At 70.8% G+C, this 16,475-nt stretch carries 14 protein-coding genes; 7 read left to right on the top strand and 7 right to left on the bottom strand.

Annotated features, from left to right (window positions below):
* Positions 1-237: 237 nt before the first annotated feature.
* Positions 238-774, top strand: coding sequence for an ATP-binding protein (locus tag ABD374_RS07550; protein WP_344492676.1), 537 nt, complete (start codon positions 238-240; stop codon positions 772-774).
* A 453-nt stretch (positions 775-1,227) separates the two neighbouring features.
* Complete coding sequence (locus ABD374_RS07545; protein WP_344492673.1) at positions 1,228-2,412, top strand: YncE family protein; 1,185 nt, start codon at positions 1,228-1,230, stop codon at positions 2,410-2,412.
* A gap of 38 nt (positions 2,413-2,450) precedes the next feature.
* Here the strand turns inward: ABD374_RS07545 and ABD374_RS07540 are convergent, their stop codons facing one another.
* A complete protein-coding gene (locus tag ABD374_RS07540) occupies positions 2,451-3,503 on the bottom strand; it encodes a cytochrome P450 (RefSeq protein ID WP_344492670.1) in 1,053 nt (350 codons plus the stop codon).
* Between the two features lie 509 nt (positions 3,504-4,012).
* Between ABD374_RS07540 and ABD374_RS07535 the strand changes: the two genes are divergently transcribed.
* The gene (locus tag ABD374_RS07535; protein ID WP_093798949.1) at positions 4,013-4,228 is read left to right on the top strand and encodes an EF-hand domain-containing protein; all 216 of its coding nucleotides are present in this window, start codon (positions 4,013-4,015) and stop codon (positions 4,226-4,228) included.
* 38 nt (positions 4,229-4,266) lie between these two features.
* Here the strand turns inward: ABD374_RS07535 and ABD374_RS07530 are convergent, their stop codons facing one another.
* The 6 genes from ABD374_RS07530 to ABD374_RS07505 form a co-directional block, all read right to left on the bottom strand.
* Positions 4,267-4,857, bottom strand: coding sequence for a PadR family transcriptional regulator (locus ABD374_RS07530; RefSeq protein ID WP_344492665.1), 591 nt, complete (start codon positions 4,855-4,857; stop codon positions 4,267-4,269).
* A 25-nt stretch (positions 4,858-4,882) separates the two neighbouring features.
* Entirely contained in the window at positions 4,883-6,931 is a 2,049-nt protein-coding gene (locus ABD374_RS07525) for an oxidoreductase (protein WP_344492662.1), read from the bottom strand.
* Positions 6,932-7,001: 70 nt separating this feature from the next.
* On the bottom strand, positions 7,002-7,424 hold the full coding sequence (locus tag ABD374_RS07520; RefSeq protein WP_344492659.1) for a MerR family transcriptional regulator: 423 nt from the start codon (positions 7,422-7,424) through the stop codon (positions 7,002-7,004).
* Positions 7,425-7,577: 153 nt separating this feature from the next.
* A complete protein-coding gene (locus ABD374_RS07515; RefSeq protein WP_344492657.1) occupies positions 7,578-8,762 on the bottom strand; it encodes a serine hydrolase domain-containing protein in 1,185 nt (394 codons plus the stop codon).
* 158 nt (positions 8,763-8,920) lie between these two features.
* A complete protein-coding gene (locus ABD374_RS07510) occupies positions 8,921-9,496 on the bottom strand; it encodes a TerD family protein (RefSeq protein WP_028813823.1) in 576 nt (191 codons plus the stop codon).
* A 143-nt stretch (positions 9,497-9,639) separates the two neighbouring features.
* Positions 9,640-10,095 (bottom strand): GNAT family N-acetyltransferase, encoded by a 456-nt coding sequence (locus ABD374_RS07505; RefSeq protein ID WP_344492653.1) that lies wholly within the window; start codon positions 10,093-10,095, stop codon positions 9,640-9,642.
* Between the two features lie 208 nt (positions 10,096-10,303).
* Here ABD374_RS07505 and ABD374_RS07500 point away from each other — a divergent pair, with 208 nt between their 5' ends.
* From ABD374_RS07500 to ABD374_RS07485, 4 genes are read left to right on the top strand one after another with little or no spacing between them, the layout of a single operon-like run.
* The gene (locus ABD374_RS07500; RefSeq protein WP_344492649.1) at positions 10,304-11,281 is read left to right on the top strand and encodes an ATP-binding cassette domain-containing protein; all 978 of its coding nucleotides are present in this window, start codon (positions 10,304-10,306) and stop codon (positions 11,279-11,281) included.
* On the top strand, positions 11,278-12,081 hold the full coding sequence (locus ABD374_RS07495) for an ABC transporter permease (RefSeq protein ID WP_344492646.1): 804 nt from the start codon (positions 11,278-11,280) through the stop codon (positions 12,079-12,081). The genes ABD374_RS07500 and ABD374_RS07495 overlap by 4 nt, the downstream gene beginning before the upstream one ends.
* A gap of 60 nt (positions 12,082-12,141) precedes the next feature.
* A complete protein-coding gene (locus ABD374_RS07490) occupies positions 12,142-13,149 on the top strand; it encodes a winged helix-turn-helix domain-containing protein (RefSeq protein ID WP_344492643.1) in 1,008 nt (335 codons plus the stop codon).
* Positions 13,150-13,183: 34 nt separating this feature from the next.
* Entirely contained in the window at positions 13,184-16,465 is a 3,282-nt protein-coding gene (locus ABD374_RS07485; protein ID WP_344492640.1) for an AfsR/SARP family transcriptional regulator, read from the top strand.
* Positions 16,466-16,475: the final 10 nt, after the last annotated feature.

Raw genomic sequence — 16,475 nt, 5'->3', positions numbered from 1 at the left:
CAGCTGTCCAGTTGGCGCGTACTCCTCCCGGGCGGATTAACCCGGCCTCGACGGAGCCTGAAGGCAGCCTTGCTCCGATTGCCCGGTGATCCGACATAAGCGTTACGTCACCGCAGGTCGGAGGGGGTGCGGTGAGGCATTTTCTGCCACCGGCATATGCCGGACCGCACCCCCGGGCAGGGTGGCGCGGGAGGGCCGAATCCACGGGAACGGCCCCGGGCGGCTTCCCGGGCGGTCATGATGGGGGGCATGGCGGCGCTGGAGAATGTGGAGCAACCGCGGTCGCGCGGCGGTGCGGCCGCCGCACGGTGGACGCCGGCGGTGGAGGACGAACGGGCGTTCCAGGCAGTGGAGTTGTTCGGAAATCCGACGGAGGAGGAAGTGCGGCTGCCCTCCCGTCCGGAGTCGGCCGCCACGGCCCGGCGGCTCACGCACTGCGTGGTGTTCCGCCAGTGGGGGCTCTCCCCGCAGACCGCGGAGTACGCGGTGCTGCTCGTCTCGGAACTCGTGGGCAACGCCGTGCGGCACACCGGTGCCCGCACCTTCGGGCTGCGCATGCTGCGCCGCAGGGGCTGGATCAGGATCGAGGTGTGCGATCCGTCGAGAGGTCTGCCCTGTCTGATGCCCGTGCACGAACTCGACACCAGCGGCCGCGGGCTCTTCCTCGTCGACAAGCTCTCCGACCGGTGGGGAGTGGACCTGCTGCCACGCGGCAAGAACACCTGGTTCGAGATGCGCGTCTGCGACCGCACCGCCGACCGCGCCGAACACTGAGACCCGCCCCCGGACGCACGGAAGCCCCCTGCGGGTCGGGGTCACGACGCTTCGGGGGCTTCTGTGGAGCGCCGTGGAGCGAGGGGGTGTGATCCACGGCGGTTGGTGATGACGACCTGGCCCGGGTCAATGGGGGTCGTGGCACCGACTATGGCAGACAGGTGAGCACGGTCCAAAAGCCCATAATCGGTCAAACGCTTATGAATTTGGGCAGGCGGGGAATGAATCGCAGGTGAGTTGGGCCACTCGCCTCGTAATGAGTGCATAAGTATGAGTCAGGGCGAGTGAATCATTGCCTGGCGAGGGTGGAGAGCTCCGCGCGGTTGACGACCCGCTGAGCCCCGAATTGGCTCAATCATTACCTTCTGCCCCCATTACCCCTTAAATGGGGCCCGTGACACTGACATGCCGCAGCGTGCTGTGCGCAGTGACCACCACGGAGCTGCTGACCCGATGACGACGATCATTCGACGTGCGACCGCGCTGCTCGCCGGCGCCCTCCTGGCCGCCCTCGCGGGCTGCGCCGGCCCCGACCCGAAGGGGACGACCGAGGCGCTCGGCACCAAGGGCGCCGCGCCGCCCGTCAAGGCGAAGAAGGCCGCGCCCCCCGGGCTGCCGGGGATGCCGCCGGTGCTCGACCCGAAGGACGTCTACGCCGCCGACCGCCCGAACAAGCTGTCACCGGTCGTCAAGGACTTCCCGTCCCGGGTCTACGTCCCCAACACCAACTCCAACACGGTGTCGGTGATCGATCCCAAGACGTACAAGGTCGTCAAGACGATCCCGGTCGGTGTCCAGCCGCAGCACGTCGTCCCGTCCTGGGACATGAAGACGCTGTGGGTCAACAACAACCGCGGCCACACCCTCACCCCGATCGACCCGGCGACGGGCGCCGTGGGCAAGCCGGTGGAGGTGCACGACCCGTACAACCTCTACTTCACGCCCAACGGCAAGTACGCCGTCGTCATGGCGTCCATGGACCGCGAACTGGTCTTCCGCGACCCGCACACCATGGACCGGGTCAAGACCGTGCCGGTCACCTGCGCGGGCGTCAACCACGCGGACTTCTCCGCCGACGGCCGGTACTTCGTCGTCTCCTGCGAGTTCTCCGGCGAACTGCTCAAGGTCGACACCGAGAGGATGAAGGTCGTCGGCCAGCAGAAGCTCCCGTTCGCGGGCGCGATGCCGCAGGACGTGAAGATCTCGCCCGACGGCAAGACGTTCTACATCGCCGACATGATGGCGCACGGCATGTGGGTCCTGGACGGCAAGGAGTTCACCACCCCCAAGCTGCTGCCGACGGGCAAGGGCTGCCACGGTCTCTACGTCTCGCGCGACTCCAGGGAGATGTACGTCTCCAACCGCGGCGAGGGTTCCGTCTCCGTCTTCGACTTCACGAAGAACAGGCTGACCAAGAAGTGGAACCTGCCCGACGGCGGCAGCCCCGACATGGGAGGGGTCTCGGCCGACGGCAAGGTGCTGTGGCTGTCCGGACGGTACGACTCCGAGGTCTACGCGATCGACACCGCCACCGGTAAGCAGCTCGCCCGCGTCCCGGTCGGCGGCGGCCCGCACGGCCTCGCGGTCTACCCGCAGCCGGGACGCTACTCGCTGGGCCACACCGGCATCTTCCGCTGAGGCGGTCGGCGCGCGCGGCGGGGCGCCCGCGCCGGGGCCTACCAGAGCACCGGCAGCCTCTCCGGCAGGCGCCGCATGAACCCCGTACGCCACACCAGCCGCTCCGCCGGAACGGCGAGCCCCAGGCCCGGCATCCGGTCCACGAGCGCGGCGAGCGCGGTCTCGGCGTGGACGCGCCCCAGCGCGGACGCCGGGCACAGGTGCCGGCCCCCGCCGAAGGCGAGGTACGGGTTGCGCCCGCGGCCGGGGTTCGGCCCCCCGGGGGCCTCGAAGGCCCGCGGGTCGAAGTCGGCGCCCTCGACGAGGACGACCACCTGCTCGCCCCGGCGGACGAGCACGTCCCCGACGTGCACGTCGGCGAGGGCGACGCGGCGCACACCGTCGGCGACCGGCAGGTTCCGGCGCAGCAGCTCGTCGACGGCGCGGCCCGTCCGCTCGGGGTGGCCGCGCAGACGGCCGATCAGTTCGGGGTGCCGGAGCAGTGCCAGTACCGCCATGACCAGGAAGGCGGACGTGGAGACCGCGCCCGCGCCGAACAGCGAGACGGCGACGGCGGCGAGCGTCCCGTCCGCCGGGCGCGCCGCCTCCGGCCCCTCGCGCAGCGCCGCCAGCTGACCCAGCAGTCCGGAGCGTTCGGACGCGGGGGCGTTCAGCCGCTCCGCCATGTACCCGGCGTCCTTGTACCAGTCGGGCCGCACGCCCTCGAAGGGGTGCGCGCTGGCCATGAACGCGATGTCCAGGCTCGACATCAGCCGCGGCCAGTCGCCGGACGGCACTCCCAGCACCTTGCAGTGCAGCGCCGCCGCGAAGGGATCGGCGAATCCCGCTCTGAGGTCCACCGGCGGCCCCCAGGCCATCAGGTCGTCGATGAGCCGGTCCGCCGTGGCGCGCAGCCAGCCGTGCAGCCCTTCGTCCGCACGCGGATTGAGTCCCCTCATCACCGCTCCGCGCAGCGCGGCGCCCCCGCGCGGCACGCGGGGGGCGGCCGCGCCGACGGGGCCGAACCGCGCGTCCTCCAGGACCTGTCTGGCCGACGGGTAACTGCTCACCAGCCAGACGCTGTCGCCGGCGGACGTGCGTACCCGTGCCACCGGCTCCTGGCCGCGCAGCCAGGAACGCCCTTCGCACAGTGCGTCACTCCGCCGGAAGGAAAGACATTCCGTGTACGGCACTGCCGGATTGCCGTCACCCGGAGAGTCCCCGGTGAATGCGTCAGTTTTCATGGCCACTGAGGGAAACGCCCTTGGCCGCCGCTAGTCCCGGGGAGCCCTGTGCTCCTGGTGTGGCGACGACGCCATGAAGTTATCCTCCGACGGCGGAGAGTTACGAAAGTGGCCCCGCTATTGGCCGGAATTCAGCACTCCAGGGCGGAAAGTGAACTCTCCGCGGGCCGGAACGGTCCTACGCCGAACCATTCGGCGGGCCCCCATCAGCGCCTCCGATCCCACCGGGCGGCACCCCGCCCGCCGAAAGGCGGGCACGGCGCGGGCGTTGCCCGGCGGCGGCGGGGGCTTGGGGCCGGGGCCGGGGGCCCGCCGGTACCGTCCGCCGGACCGATAATCTGTCCGGGTTCTGATCAGCACCAGAAGGGGTGGATCCAGTGGCGGACATCGAGTCGGCGCGCAAGGCTTTCGAGCGGTACGACATCAACGGGGACGGGACGATCTCGGCGGTCGAGTACAAGAGCGTCATGGCGCAGCTCGGTGACCCCTACGTCACCGAGACGGTGGCCCAGGCCGTGATCAACTCCCACGACTCCGACGGTGACGGCAAGCTCACCTTCGACGAGTTCTGGGCGTCCCAGAACAAGGGCTGACGCCGCCGCACGGTACGGGCCCGGAACCCGGCCCCCGCTCAGGGGGCGGGTTCCGGGCCCGTCCGCACATCCGCCGCCATGCCTGCGCCCGTGCCCATGTCCGCGAGCTCGGCCCGCGCCGCTTCGAGCCAGCCGAGCCAGAAGTTCTCCAGGTCGATCCCGGCGCGCAGGACGAGATGCCGCAGCCGGTCGCCCTCGCTGCCCCTGCCGTCGCCGAAGTCGCGCTCCTCGATCGCCCGGTACTCCGCCAACTGCGCGCGGTGGAGCTCCAGATGGCGCCGCACCTCGGCCTCCAGGCCCTGCGTGCCCACCACTCCCGCCGCGCGCAGGCGCAGCAGGAGGGCGTCACGGATCGGTTTGGGGTCCTCGATCCTCCCCACCCACGCGGCCAGTTCGTCACGCCCGGCCGGCAGGACCTCGTACTCCTTCTTCTGTCCCCGCGTCGGCTGGTCCGGCCGCGGCAGGGCCCGGATCGCACCGGCCTCCTCCAGCCTGCCCAGCTCGCGGTAGATCTGCTGGTGCGTGGCGGACCAGAAGTAGCCGATGGACTTGTCGAACCTGCGGGTCAGCTCCAGCCCGGACGACGGCTTTTCGAGCAGGGCGGTGAGGATGGCGTGCGGGAGGGACATGAGCGCATCCTAGGCAGGGCCCCCGTCACAGGACGGCCGCGAGTTCCGTTCCCTGCCGGATCGCGCGCTTGGCGTCCAGTTCGGCCGCGACGTCCGCGCCGCCGATGAGGTGCACCGGCAGCCCGGCGGCGAGCAGCGTGTCGTACAGCTCGCGGCGCGGCTCCTGGCCGGTGCACAGGACGACCGTGTCGACGGGGATCAGCCGCCGCTCGCCGTCGACCGTGACGTGCAGTCCCTCGTCGTCGATACGGTCGTACGCCGCGCCCGCGACCATCGTGACGCCGCGGTGCTTGAGCTCGGTGCGGTGGATCCAGCCGGTGGTCTTGCCGAGTCCGGCGCCGACCTTGGTGGCCTTGCGCTGGATCAGGTGGACGGTACGGGTCTGCGGGGCGCGCACCGGAGCCCGGAGGCCGCCGCGCGCGCCGTACTCCATGTCGACGCCCCACTGGGCGAAGAAGGCCTCGGGGCTCAGGCTCGCCGCGTCGCCGGCGCCCGTGGACGTGTCCGTGAGGAACTCCGCCACGTCGAAGCCGATGCCGCCCGCGCCGATGACGGCGACGCGGTCGCCCGCCTTCGCGTCGTCGCGCAGGAGGTCGAGGTAGCTGATGACGCTGGGGTGGTCGATGCCCTCGATGTCCGGGACGCGGGGGGTGACGCCGGTGGCGAGGACGATCTCGTCGTATCCGGCGGCAGTCAGGGATTCGGCGGTCGCGGGCGTGCCGAGGCGGACGTCGACGCCGTGCTCGTCGAGCTGGTTGCGGAAGTACCGCAGCGTCTCGTTGAACTCCTCCTTGCCCGGCACCCTGCGCGCGATGTTGAGCTGACCACCGATCACGTCGGAGGCGTCGTACAGCGTCACGGTGTGGCCGCGCTCGGCCGCCGTCACCGCGCAGGCGAGCCCGGCGGGCCCGGCGCCGACGACGGCGACGCGCTTGCGGCGGCGGGTGGGGGAGAGGACCAGCTCGGTCTCGTGGCAGGCGCGCGGGTTGACCAGGCAGGAGGTGATGAGCCCGCTGAAGGTGTGGTCGAGGCAGGCCTGGTTGCAGCCGATACAGGTGTTGATGGAGTCGGCGCGGCCGGCCTCGGCCTTGGCGACGAAGTCCGGGTCGGCGAGGAAGGGCCGGGCGAGCGAGACCATGTCGGCGCAGCCGTCGGCGAGGAGTTCCTCGGCCAGCTCGGGGGTGTTGATGCGGTTGGTCGTGACGAGGGGGATGCCCACCGAGCCCATGACCCGCTTGGTCACCCAGGCGTACGCGCCGCGCGGCACGGAGGTCGCGATGGTGGGGATGCGGGCCTCGTGCCAGCCGATGCCGGTGTTGATGATGGTCGCGCCGGCCGCCTCGATCGCGCGGGCGAGTGTGATGACCTCGTCGAGCGAGGAGCCGCCGGGGACCAGGTCGAGCATCGAGAGGCGGTAGACGAGGATGAAGTCCGGGCCCACGCGCTCGCGCACCCGGCGCACGATCTCGACGGGGAAGCGCATGCGGTTCTCGTACGAGCCGCCCCACCGGTCGTCGCGGTGGTTGGTGTGAGCGGCGATGAACTCGTTGATCAGGTAGCCCTCGGACCCCATGATCTCCACGCCGTCGTACCCCGCCGACTTGGCCAGCTCCGCCGCACGGACGAAGTCCTCGATGGTCTGCTCGACCTCGGCGCCGGTCAGGGCGTTCGGGGTGTACGGGCTGATGGGGGCCTGGATCGCACTGGGGGCGACGAGGTCGGGGTGGTAGGCGTACCGCCCGAAGTGCAGGATCTGCATCGCGATCCTGCCGCCCTCGCGGTGCACGGCGTCGGTCACCTGCCGGTGCTGCGCCGCCTCCTCGGGCGTGGTCAGCTTGGCGCCGCCGGGGTAGGGGCGGCCGCGGTCGTTGGGGGCGATGCCGCCGGTGACCATGAGGCCGACGCCGCCGCGCGCCCGGGTCGCGTAGAACTCGGCCATCCGCTCGAAGCCGCGCTCGGCCTCTTCGAGTCCGACGTGCATCGAACCCATCAGTACGCGGTTGGGCAGGGTCGTGAAGCCCAGGTCGAGGGGGCTCAGCAGGTGCGGATACGCGGTCTCGGTCGTCGGACTCATGCCGCAATGTGTAGTCCACCCGGGACGTGTTGTGCAACAAGTTGCATAAAGAGTGTCGGTGTTAGTTCGGCTACACCCGCTCCGCCTGCTCCACCCGCTCCACCCGTGAGGTGCGCTCGCGCAGCGTCCGGGCGAACTCCTCGGCCCGCTCCAGTTGCCGCCGCAGATCGCTCACGCGCTCGGCGGCGGCCCGCTCGTACCCCCGCACGCGCTCCAGCAGCGCCTCCCGCACGTCCGCCGCCGGCGGCTCCGGTGCGTCCAGCCGGTCGGTGGCGTCCAGCAGGTCCCGCATCTGGTCCAGCGTGAAACCGAGCGGCTTCATGCGGCGTACGACCATCAGGCGTGCGACGTCGGTCTCGGTGTAGAGGCGGAAGCCGCCCTGGGAGCGCGCGGACGGCGTGACCAGGCCGGTCTCCTCGTAATGGCGGATGGTCCGCAGGGACAGCTCGGTCCTGGTGGCGACCTCGCCGATCCGCATGTGCTTGCTGTCCACGCCCGGTGGCCTCTCGTCGCCGTGTCGCGCTCCCGTACCGTCGCCGTCCCCAATCTAACGTCACGGTGGAGCCGCTCCGCCGGACGCCGTACGCCGGGCGCGCCTCGCCGTACACGGGGCGCGCTCCGCCGGTCACCGGGCGCGGACCAGCGGTCACCGGGCGTTGTACACGGCTTCCACCAGCGCCATCTTGCGCGGGTCGTCGGCGATGTGGGGGCCCATGCGGTTCATGACGTACCCCATGGCGATGCCCGCCTCGGGGTCGGCGAGGCCGCAGGACCCGCCGAAGCCGTCGTGGCCGAAGGCGCGCGGGTTCGGCCCGTACGATCCGCTCGGACCGCTCAGCCACAGGCCCAGACCGACCTCCATCTCGCGGCCGAGACCCGGGCCGAGCACCAGGTCCCGGCAGCTGCCCTGCCCCTCGCGGACCCGTTCGGCGGCCTCGGGGGACAGCACGCGGTGCTCACCGCAGCGGCCGCGCTCGGCGAACACCCCGTACAGGGCGGCCACCGCGCGGGCCGTGCCGTGGCCGTTGGCGGCGGGGATCTCGGCGGCCCGCCACTCGGGGGTGTTGGCCTGGGCCGCGCCGGTGGCCGGGTTGAGCAGGGCCGCACGCGCGACCGGCTCCAGGGCGGCGAACAGCGCCACCTGTTCATCGGCGGGCACGCTCCGGGAAGGCACCAGTTCGGCGGCCCGGCCGGCCTCCCGCTCCGGCAGACCCACGGTGAAGCCGATGCCGAGCGGTCCGGTGACCTCCTGGCGCAGGAACTCGCCCGGCAGCAGGCCCGTGACGCGCCGGATCACCTCGCCCACGAGGAAACCGTATGTGATCGCGTGGTAGCCGGACCGGGTGCCCGGCTCCCACCAGGGCTCGGTCGCCGCCAGCCGCGCGCAGGTCAGCTCCCAGTCGTAGAGCTCGGAGAGGGAGTGCGGCTCGCGCAGCCCGGCCAGCCCCGCGCGGTGCGACAGGAGGTGGCGTACGGGAACGGCTTGCTTGCCGGCGGCGGCGAACTCCGGCCAGTACGAGGCGACCGGGGCGTCGAGGTCGAGCAGCCCGCGGTCGGCCAGGAGGTGGGCGCACAGGGCCGTCGGGCCCTTGGTCGTCGACCACACGTTGACCACGGTGTCCCGCTCCCACGGCCGGCTGCGCGCGGCGTCGGCCCAGCCGCCCCACAGGTCGACCACGGTCTCCCCGCCGGCCCGCACGGTCACGGCCGCGCCCAGTTCCCCGCGCTCCCGGAAGTTCTCCTCGAACGCGGTGCGCACGGCGGCGAACCGGTCGTCGCAGTGGCCGTGGATCTGCGGTACGGACGGGGGGTGGGACACGGGCTGGTTCATCGGGCCCTCCAGGCGGCAGTCGGCTTCTCCGGGTTCCGGATCTCCGGATCTCTGGGAACGGACCGTACCGACTGGTCGGACTGGCGGGAAGGCGGCGTACCCGCCGGACCGGGCTGTCCGGGCCGGACCTGCCGGCGCGGACAGCCCTGCGACGCGTATCAGATGTTGACGCCGAAGTCCGTCGCGATGCCGCGCAGGCCCGAGGCGTACCCCTGGCCGACGGCGCGGAACTTCCACTCCGCGCCGTTGCGGTACAGCTCGCCGAAGACCATGGCGGTCTCGGTCGAGGCGTCCTCCGAGAGGTCGTAACGGGCGAGCTCGTTGTTGTCCGCCTGGTTGACGACCCGGATGAAGGCGTTGCGCACCTGGCCGAAGCTCTGGCCGCGGCTCTCGCCCTCGTGGATCGACACCGGGAAGACGATCTTGTCGACCTCGGCGGGAACCGTCGAGAGGCTGACCTTGATCTGCTCGTCGTCACCCTCGCCCTCACCGGTGAGGTTGTCACCGGTGTGCTCCACGGAGCCGTCGGGGCTCTTGAGGTTGTTGAAGAAGACGAAGTGCTGGTCCGAGACGACCTTGCTGTTGACATCGAGCAGCAGGGCGCTGGCGTCGAGGTCGAAGTCGGTCCCGGTCGTGCTGCGTACGTCCCAGCCCAGGCCCACCATGACAGCGGTCAGGCCGGGGGCCTCCTTGGAGAGCGAGACGTTGCCGCCCTTGGAGAGACTGACACCCATGAAGATCCCTGCTCAATCCGGCGCGGGCCGCGCCCTTTGACGATCTCTTTGCCCATCCCGCCAACGGTTGCGCGGCCCGCTCGGTTCCCGAGAGTCCTCCGAATGGCCGCGCGATCGGAACGAAGTCCGCCCGCCGGAAGGCGTCAGCCGACCGGAATGGTGAGTTCCGGGCGGTCCCACATCACCGCGGGCGGGTTGGCGGGCTCGGTTCCGGTCCGCTCGCCGCCCACGCCGAGGTAGAACCCCTCGGCGGGCGGGTGCGCGACCACGCGTACGCTGCCGGCCCCCGCGTCGCGCGCCTCGCCGAGCATGTGCGCGACGAGCAGGCGGCCGATGCCCAGCCCCTGGGCGGAGTCGGCGACGAACATCAGGTCGAGCTCCGGCGGGTCGAGCACGAGGGCGTAGAACCCGAGCACCCGGTCGTCGGGGCCGACGGCCACGAAGACCCGGTGCGCCTCGATGTAGTCGGGCCCGACCCGGTACCCGGCGACCATCGGGGCGTACGGACCCTCGTAGGCGCGGGAAGTCCGCACCAGCGTGGTGAGCCGCTTCGCGTCCCGTACGGTGGCCCGCCGGACGCGCGTAATACGTGAGGGCATGAAGAAAGTATTACCCGCCCTCGCCTGCATGAACGCCGACCCCGGTTCCGGACCTACTACGACCGCCCATGCGCCCGCGGCAGGACTCGCACCCGGGTACTCCTCCGGCTCGCCCGCCAGCGCAGCACCGCTTTTTGCCTGTCAGTGTCTTGTCGGCCGGTTGTCAGAGGGGCGGCTGACGATGCTCTTCTCACCCCAAGGAGGGCTCATGACACTTGCGATCCAGGCAGAGGGTCTGGTGAAACGGTTCGGGTCACATACGGCGCTGGCCGGCGTTGATCTGGCCGTGCCCGCGGGCACCATTCTCGGTGTGCTCGGCCCGAACGGCGCAGGCAAGACGACGACCGTACGCATCCTCGCGACCCTGCTGCGGCCCGACGAGGGCACGGCGGTCGTCGCCGGCTACGACGTCGTGCGCCAGCCAGTGGCCGTACGCGGGCGGATCGGCCTCACCGGGCAGTACGCCTCGGTCGACGAAGACCTCACGGGCTTCGAAAACCTCGTGCTGATCGGCCGCCTCCTCGAGATGCCGAAAGGCCAGGCCCGGGCGCGTGCGGCCGAGTTGCTCGAGCGCTTCTCGCTCACCGAGGCGGGCGGACGACCGGTGAAGACCTACTCGGGCGGCATGCGACGCCGGGTCGACCTCGCGAGCAGCCTCGTCGGCCGTCCGGAGGTGCTCTTCCTGGACGAGCCGACCACCGGCCTCGACCCCCGCAGCCGCAACCAGGTCTGGGACATCGTGCAGGGCCTGGCGCGCGAAGGCGTGTCCATCCTGCTGACCACGCAATACCTCGAAGAGGCCGACCGACTGGCCGACCGGATCACGGTGATCGACCACGGCCGCGTTGTCGCGGAGGGCCGGCCCGACGAACTGAAGAAGCGGACCGGCGGTCAGACGCTGCAGGTACGCCCCGCGGATCGACGGGACGTACCGGAGGTGATGAGCGTCCTCAGGCAGCTCACCGAAGCCTCGCTGTCCGGGAATGAGGACACCGGTCTGATCACCGCCCAGGTCGACGACCCCGTGCTGGTGTCCGCTGTCGTACGACGACTGGACGAACTGGGCATCGCGCTGGACGAACTCGCCCTGCGCCTGCCGAGTCTCGATGACGTCTTCCTCGCCCTCACCGGCAAGCCCGCCGAGCAGGCCGACGTCGCCGCCGCAACTGACAGGAGTGCGGCATGAGTGCCGTCACCGAACCGACCGCTGTCCCGCGCATCGGGCTGAGGCGTGGTGTCGGGCACGGCCTCACCCTGGCCGGCCGCAACGTCCGCTCCCTCCTGCGCTCCCCCGCGACACTGGTGGACACGATCATCCAGCCGGTGCTCTTCCTCGTGGTGTTCGCCCTGCTCTTCGGAGGCGAGATCGCCGGTGACTGGCAGTCGTACCTGCAGCCCCTGGTACCGGGGCTGATGATCCAGATCGTCCTGTACGCCAGCGTGGGCACCGGTCTCGCGTTGAACACGGACATCGTCAAGGGTGTGTTCGACCGCTTCCGCAGCCTGCCCATTGCCCGCTCGGCCCCACTCGTGGGTGCCGTACTCGGCGACGTGCTGCGTTACGTTCTCGCGCTGGTGGCCCTGCTGGCGCTCGCCTTCGCGATGGGATTCCGCGTACAGACCAACGTCGGCGCCGTGCTTCTCGCGGTACTCCTGTCGATCGGATGCGGCCTCACCATGTGCTGGCTGTCCGTGCTCGTCGGCATGGTGGCCGAGAAGCCGCAGGCCGTTCCGGGTATCACCATGGCGCTGGTGCTTCCCCTGACCTTCGGCAGCAACATCTTCGCGTCGGCCGAGAGCATGCCCGGCTGGCTGGGTACCTGGGTCGAGGTCAACCCTGTGAGCCGCTTCGTGGACGCGACCCGGGCCCTGTTGCTCGGCGGCGAGGCGACGGGACCGGTGCTCATCAGCCTCGCCTGGATGGGAGCCTTGTTCCTCGTTCTCTTCCCGTTGGGCGTGCGTACGTACGTGCGCCGGACGCGCTGAGACGATGTAGTTACCGCACGTGCATGACGGACAAGCCAGTAGGGGAAAATCGTGCTGAACGTGCACTTCACTCATGAGGACATCGCCAAGACTCACATGGCACCCGCGGGCCACCAGGAAGCCGAGGCCCTGTTCGCTCTCGAACTCCTGGCGGGCCCTCCGCCCCACGGCCGGGCCACCCCGTGGATCTCCCAGGCGCGGGCCTGGATGAGGGCCCATCCCTTCCGCCACCCCGACCTGCAGCGTGCCCGGGAGCTCCAGGGGGATCTGCTCCCGCTTCTCCTCGCCGGCCATGACCGGCCGGACGGTACGGAGGCGCCGGCCGAGGAGGAGTCCCGGCGGGCGCTGACCGCGCTGTCCGAGTTCAGGAAGGCGTGTGTCACCCCGTATCAGGCGAGCGTCCAAGGGCTTCTGCGCGATATGCGCAGGTGCTACTCGGAGATGGTCGCGGACCACGGCCTCGCGACGACCCTCGAACGGATGCAGCACAGGGCGAGTTGGGCGGCGGAGACGCTCAGTGTCGCCGACGGAACCGACCGGGAGGTCTACCTCGACGGCCGCGGGCTCGCGTTCCTGCCCTCGGTGTTCCACCGGGGTGCGCCGCGGCTCGTCACTCTGCCGAGCCGGTTCACCGAGTCGCCCTCCCCGGACCAGGCAATTGAGCAACGGCCCACCCATCTCATGGTGTTCCCCGTCTGCCCCCACGGCCTCGCCTCCGGGACCTTGGTGAAGGACACCCAGCGACCGCCCCGATTACTGCCGCAGCTGCTGGGCCGGACGAGGGCGGCTGTGCTGTCCCAGCTCACCAGGCCGCGATCGACGAGCGAGCTCAGTGGCGCCCTGCGCATCTCGGTTACCACAGCCAGCGAGCACGCATCGGTGCTGCGCGGTTCAGGCCTGATCGCCACCATCCGGAACGGGAACAGCGTGCTGCACGAGGTGACGCCGCTGGGGGCCATGATGCTCAATTCCCCGGCGGATCCGGCCCGGCTGTGGTGCCCGAACTGTGCGCACCGGCTTGCTGGTCCGTCCGACGACCGTGAGGCAGAGCTCATCACACATTCGTGATCGATTTTTCAGGGTTAGCGACAATACTGCTGTCATGCGTGTCTTCCTGCTGGGCTCTTTCGAGCTGTACGGACAACACCCGCAGCCGATACCTCTGGGTGGCCGCCGAGTCGGCATGCTCCTGGCCCGGCTGGCGCTGAACCCCTCCGAGCTCATCCCCACGAACACCCTGATAGAGGACCTCTGGGAGGACGAGCCGCCGGCCGCGGGCGGGATCAACGCCCTGCACCGGCTGGTTTCCCGAGCCCGCCATGCCCTGCGGCAGGCCGGTCACGCAGAGGCCGGGGTGATCGCGGGGCCCGGCGGCTATCAGCTCGCCGTCGCCGCGGAGGCGGTGGACGTGCACCACTTCGAGCGTCTCACCGCCGCCGGCCGCGCGCTGCTGAGGAACAACGAGCCCGAGCAGGCGGTGGCGACCCTGCGGCAGGCGCTCACTCTGTGGCGGGGGACGCCGCTGGCCGAGTTCGCGGGCACCACGTTTGCCCGGCAGGCCACGGTCCGTCTGGAAGAGATACGGCTGACCGCGCTCGAGGCCCGCATCGAGGCGGACCTCACACTCGGCAAGGGCGCCGAAGTCCTCAATGAGCTGCGGGTGCTTACGGACGAGCATCCCTTGCGGGAGCGGTCGGCGGGCCTTCTGATACGGGCGCTCCACGCCTCGGGGAACCCCGCCGAGGCGCTCACTGCCTACGAGCGCCTGCGGGCCGCGCTCGCCGAGAAGCTGGGCGCTGTGCCGTCGGCCGAACTCCGGCGCATCCACACGCACGTGCTGACCGAGGCGCCGCCCGTGCGGCAGGAGCCCATCGTACGGGCGGGAAACGAGCCGGCACCGCCGGCTGCCCGCCTCGCGACCGCGTCCGGCCCGTCTCCCACGTTCTCCTCGACTTCCTCGATTTCCTCGCCCATCGGCCTGCCGATACCCATCAGCCGGTTCGTCGGCCGTACCGACGAGCTGGGGCGGCTGACGGCCCTCCTGCCCGCATGCCGGCTCATCACCCTGTACGGGCCCGGCGGCGTCGGAAAGACGCGGCTCGCCATCGAGTTCGCCGCGCGACTGGACTCCCAGACGGCTCATCCGGTGTGTTTCGTCGAACTCGCCTCGCTGCGCGAGGGCCGGGACCTCGCGGAGTCCGTCGCCGCGGCATTGGGGCTTCCCGACACGCCGTTGCTCGAGCAGTCGCCGCTCCGGCGCGGCCGGTCGGGCCAGTTGACGTCCTTCCTGTCCGCTCACCCGAGGCTTCTGATCCTCGACAACTGCGAGCACGTGATCGCCGAGGTGTCCCGTTTCGCCTCGGAGCTGCTGGCCGGCTGCCCACGGCTGAGCATCCTGGTGACCAGCCGCGAACCTTTGATGGTGACGGGAGAAGTCCTGTTCCGGGTGGGTCCCTTGCAGATCCCCGACTCCCCGGAGGAGGGGGAGAACTGCGCCACTGTCCAGCTCTTCTGCGACCGGGCGGGCCTGGCCCAGTCCGGTTTTGCCCTCACCGCGGACAACCGGGCTGTCGTGGCGGACATCTGCCGCAAGCTGGACGGGCTTCCGCTCGCGATCGAACTGGCGGCGGCCCGGCTCCGCTCGATGTCACTCCAGCAGGTCAACGAACGCCTGGCGGACCGGTTCCGTCTCCTGACCGGCGGCAGCCACGCGGCCACCGCACACCACCGCACCCTGCGCGCCACGATGGACTGGAGCTGGGAGCTGCTCACCGCTCCCGAGCAGATGCTGGCCCGCCGGCTCTCGGTGGTCGGCGACGGCATCACCGTGGATACGGCGGCTGCGATGGGCGCGGGGGCCGCGGGCGGCGACCTCGCGGAGGACGAGGTTCCGTACACGCTGTCCTCGCTCGCCGACAAGTCGCTGCTGCAACTGCGGCGGACCGGCGACGGCGACACCCGCTACCACATGCTGGAAACCACACGCGTGTACTGCAGGCAGCGTCTCTCGGAGGCAGGTGAGGAAGAGGCCACCGAGGCCGCGTTCGGCCGCTATTTCCTCGGCCTGGCGGAGCACGCCGCCGACCGGTTGCGCGGCGCGGACCAACCGCGCTGGATCGCGCGGCTGGACGCGGACCACACCAACATCCTCCTGGCGCTGAGGCTGGCCGTGGGGGCCCGGGACGTGGACGCGGCAGTCCGGATCGGCCTGGCCCTGAGCTGGTACTGGGTGATGCGCGGCCGCTACAAGGAGGCGGACGACTGGTGTGCCGAACTGCTGGCGTTCGGCGACAGCCTCCCGGTCGGCGCGGCGGCGGTCTTCACCACCCTGCGTCTGGTGCTGCCGACACCGGTCGACGAGGAGCGGTCGCAGATGATCGTGGCGGCGGCCCGGCGGGCCCGGGACGACGATGCCATGGCCGGTCATCTCCTGATGGCTCTTCTGGAACCCAAATGCTGGCAGACCGTGGGCGATTACGAGGAGATGGAGCGCAGCGCCGACCGGGCCTGCCTGCACCCGGACGCCTGGGCCAGGGCGTGCGGTCAGGCGGCTCTGGGCTTCGTGGCCGAGTCCACGGGTGACGTCGCGACGGGAGAACGGCGTCTGCGCAGGGCTCTGGAGTCGTTCCGGGAGCTGGGCGATCAGTGGTCCACCGGCCAGCTGACGTGCGTACTGTCCCGGTTCTCCGCCCTGCGTGGGGACACCTCGGACGCCGTCGCGCTGCTGCATGAGGCTCGGGCGGCAACCGAGCTCGTCGGTTCCGCCGGCGACATCGCGCAGATCCAGATCCGGCTCGGTGTCGAGCAACTCCGATCCGGCGAGTACGACGCTGCGGAGGTGAGTCTTCACCAGGCTCTGCGGGCCCGGCAGCATTTGCCCGAGCACGAGGCCCTGGTGGCCGCCGGTCTCGGCGAACTGGCCACCTGCCGGCGACAGCCGGGCATCGCGCGTGAGCACCTCTCCAAGGCGTTGCGGCTGCTCGACGACGCCATGTTCGACAAGGAGTTCCTGCACATCGAGGTATTGCGGAGAGTCGCGGCACTGGAGCTCACGGAGGAGGAGAACGCCGCGGCGCGAGGCGCCGCGGACGAGGCGCTGCGCCATGCCCTGTCGCTGGCCGACATGTGGCTTCTCGCGACCGTGGCTGAGCTGATGGCCGCAGTCGTGGGGAGGGAAGGGCTGCCGCACCGGGCCGCCCGGCTCCTGGGGGTCGCCACCGCGCTGCGCGGTGGCGCCGACCTGGGCAGTGCCGAGGTGCGGGACCTGTCCGGGGAACTCGTCGCGCGGCTCGGCGAAACGGAGTTCCGGCACCTGGTGCGGGAAGGCGAGTGTCTCTCCCAGGACGAGGCCGTACGGGAACTGACTGCCGGGTCCGGTACCTGATCTGCCGCTG

Source organism: Streptomyces enissocaesilis, from assembly GCF_039533765.1.
Lineage (GTDB): Bacteria > Actinomycetota > Actinomycetes > Streptomycetales > Streptomycetaceae > Streptomyces > Streptomyces enissocaesilis.
The sequence above is the reverse complement of the archived record's forward strand: the minus strand, read 5'-3'. Positions and strand labels throughout refer to the sequence as shown.

What these genes read in the sequence shown, in the direction of transcription:
- ABD374_RS07550 (WP_344492676.1), top strand. Translation starts at nt 238, where the DNA reads ATGATGGGGGGCATGGCGGCGCTGGAGAATGTGGAGCAACCGCGGTCG.
- ABD374_RS07545 (WP_344492673.1), top strand. Translation starts at nt 1,228, where the DNA reads ATGACGACGATCATTCGACGTGCGACCGCGCTGCTCGCCGGCGCCCTC.
- ABD374_RS07530 (WP_344492665.1), bottom strand. Translation starts at nt 4,857, where the DNA reads ATGTCCCTCCCGCACGCCATCCTCACCGCCCTGCTCGAAAAGCCGTCG.
- ABD374_RS07525 (WP_344492662.1), bottom strand. Translation starts at nt 6,931, where the DNA reads ATGAGTCCGACGACCGAGACCGCGTATCCGCACCTGCTGAGCCCCCTC.
- ABD374_RS07515 (WP_344492657.1), bottom strand. Translation starts at nt 8,762, where the DNA reads ATGAACCAGCCCGTGTCCCACCCCCCGTCCGTACCGCAGATCCACGGC.
- ABD374_RS07510 (WP_028813823.1), bottom strand. Translation starts at nt 9,496, where the DNA reads ATGGGTGTCAGTCTCTCCAAGGGCGGCAACGTCTCGCTCTCCAAGGAG.
- ABD374_RS07505 (WP_344492653.1), bottom strand. Translation starts at nt 10,095, where the DNA reads ATGCCCTCACGTATTACGCGCGTCCGGCGGGCCACCGTACGGGACGCG.
- ABD374_RS07500 (WP_344492649.1), top strand. Translation starts at nt 10,304, where the DNA reads ATGACACTTGCGATCCAGGCAGAGGGTCTGGTGAAACGGTTCGGGTCA.
- ABD374_RS07495 (WP_344492646.1), top strand. Translation starts at nt 11,278, where the DNA reads ATGAGTGCCGTCACCGAACCGACCGCTGTCCCGCGCATCGGGCTGAGG.
- ABD374_RS07485 (WP_344492640.1), top strand. Translation starts at nt 13,184, where the DNA reads ATGCGTGTCTTCCTGCTGGGCTCTTTCGAGCTGTACGGACAACACCCG.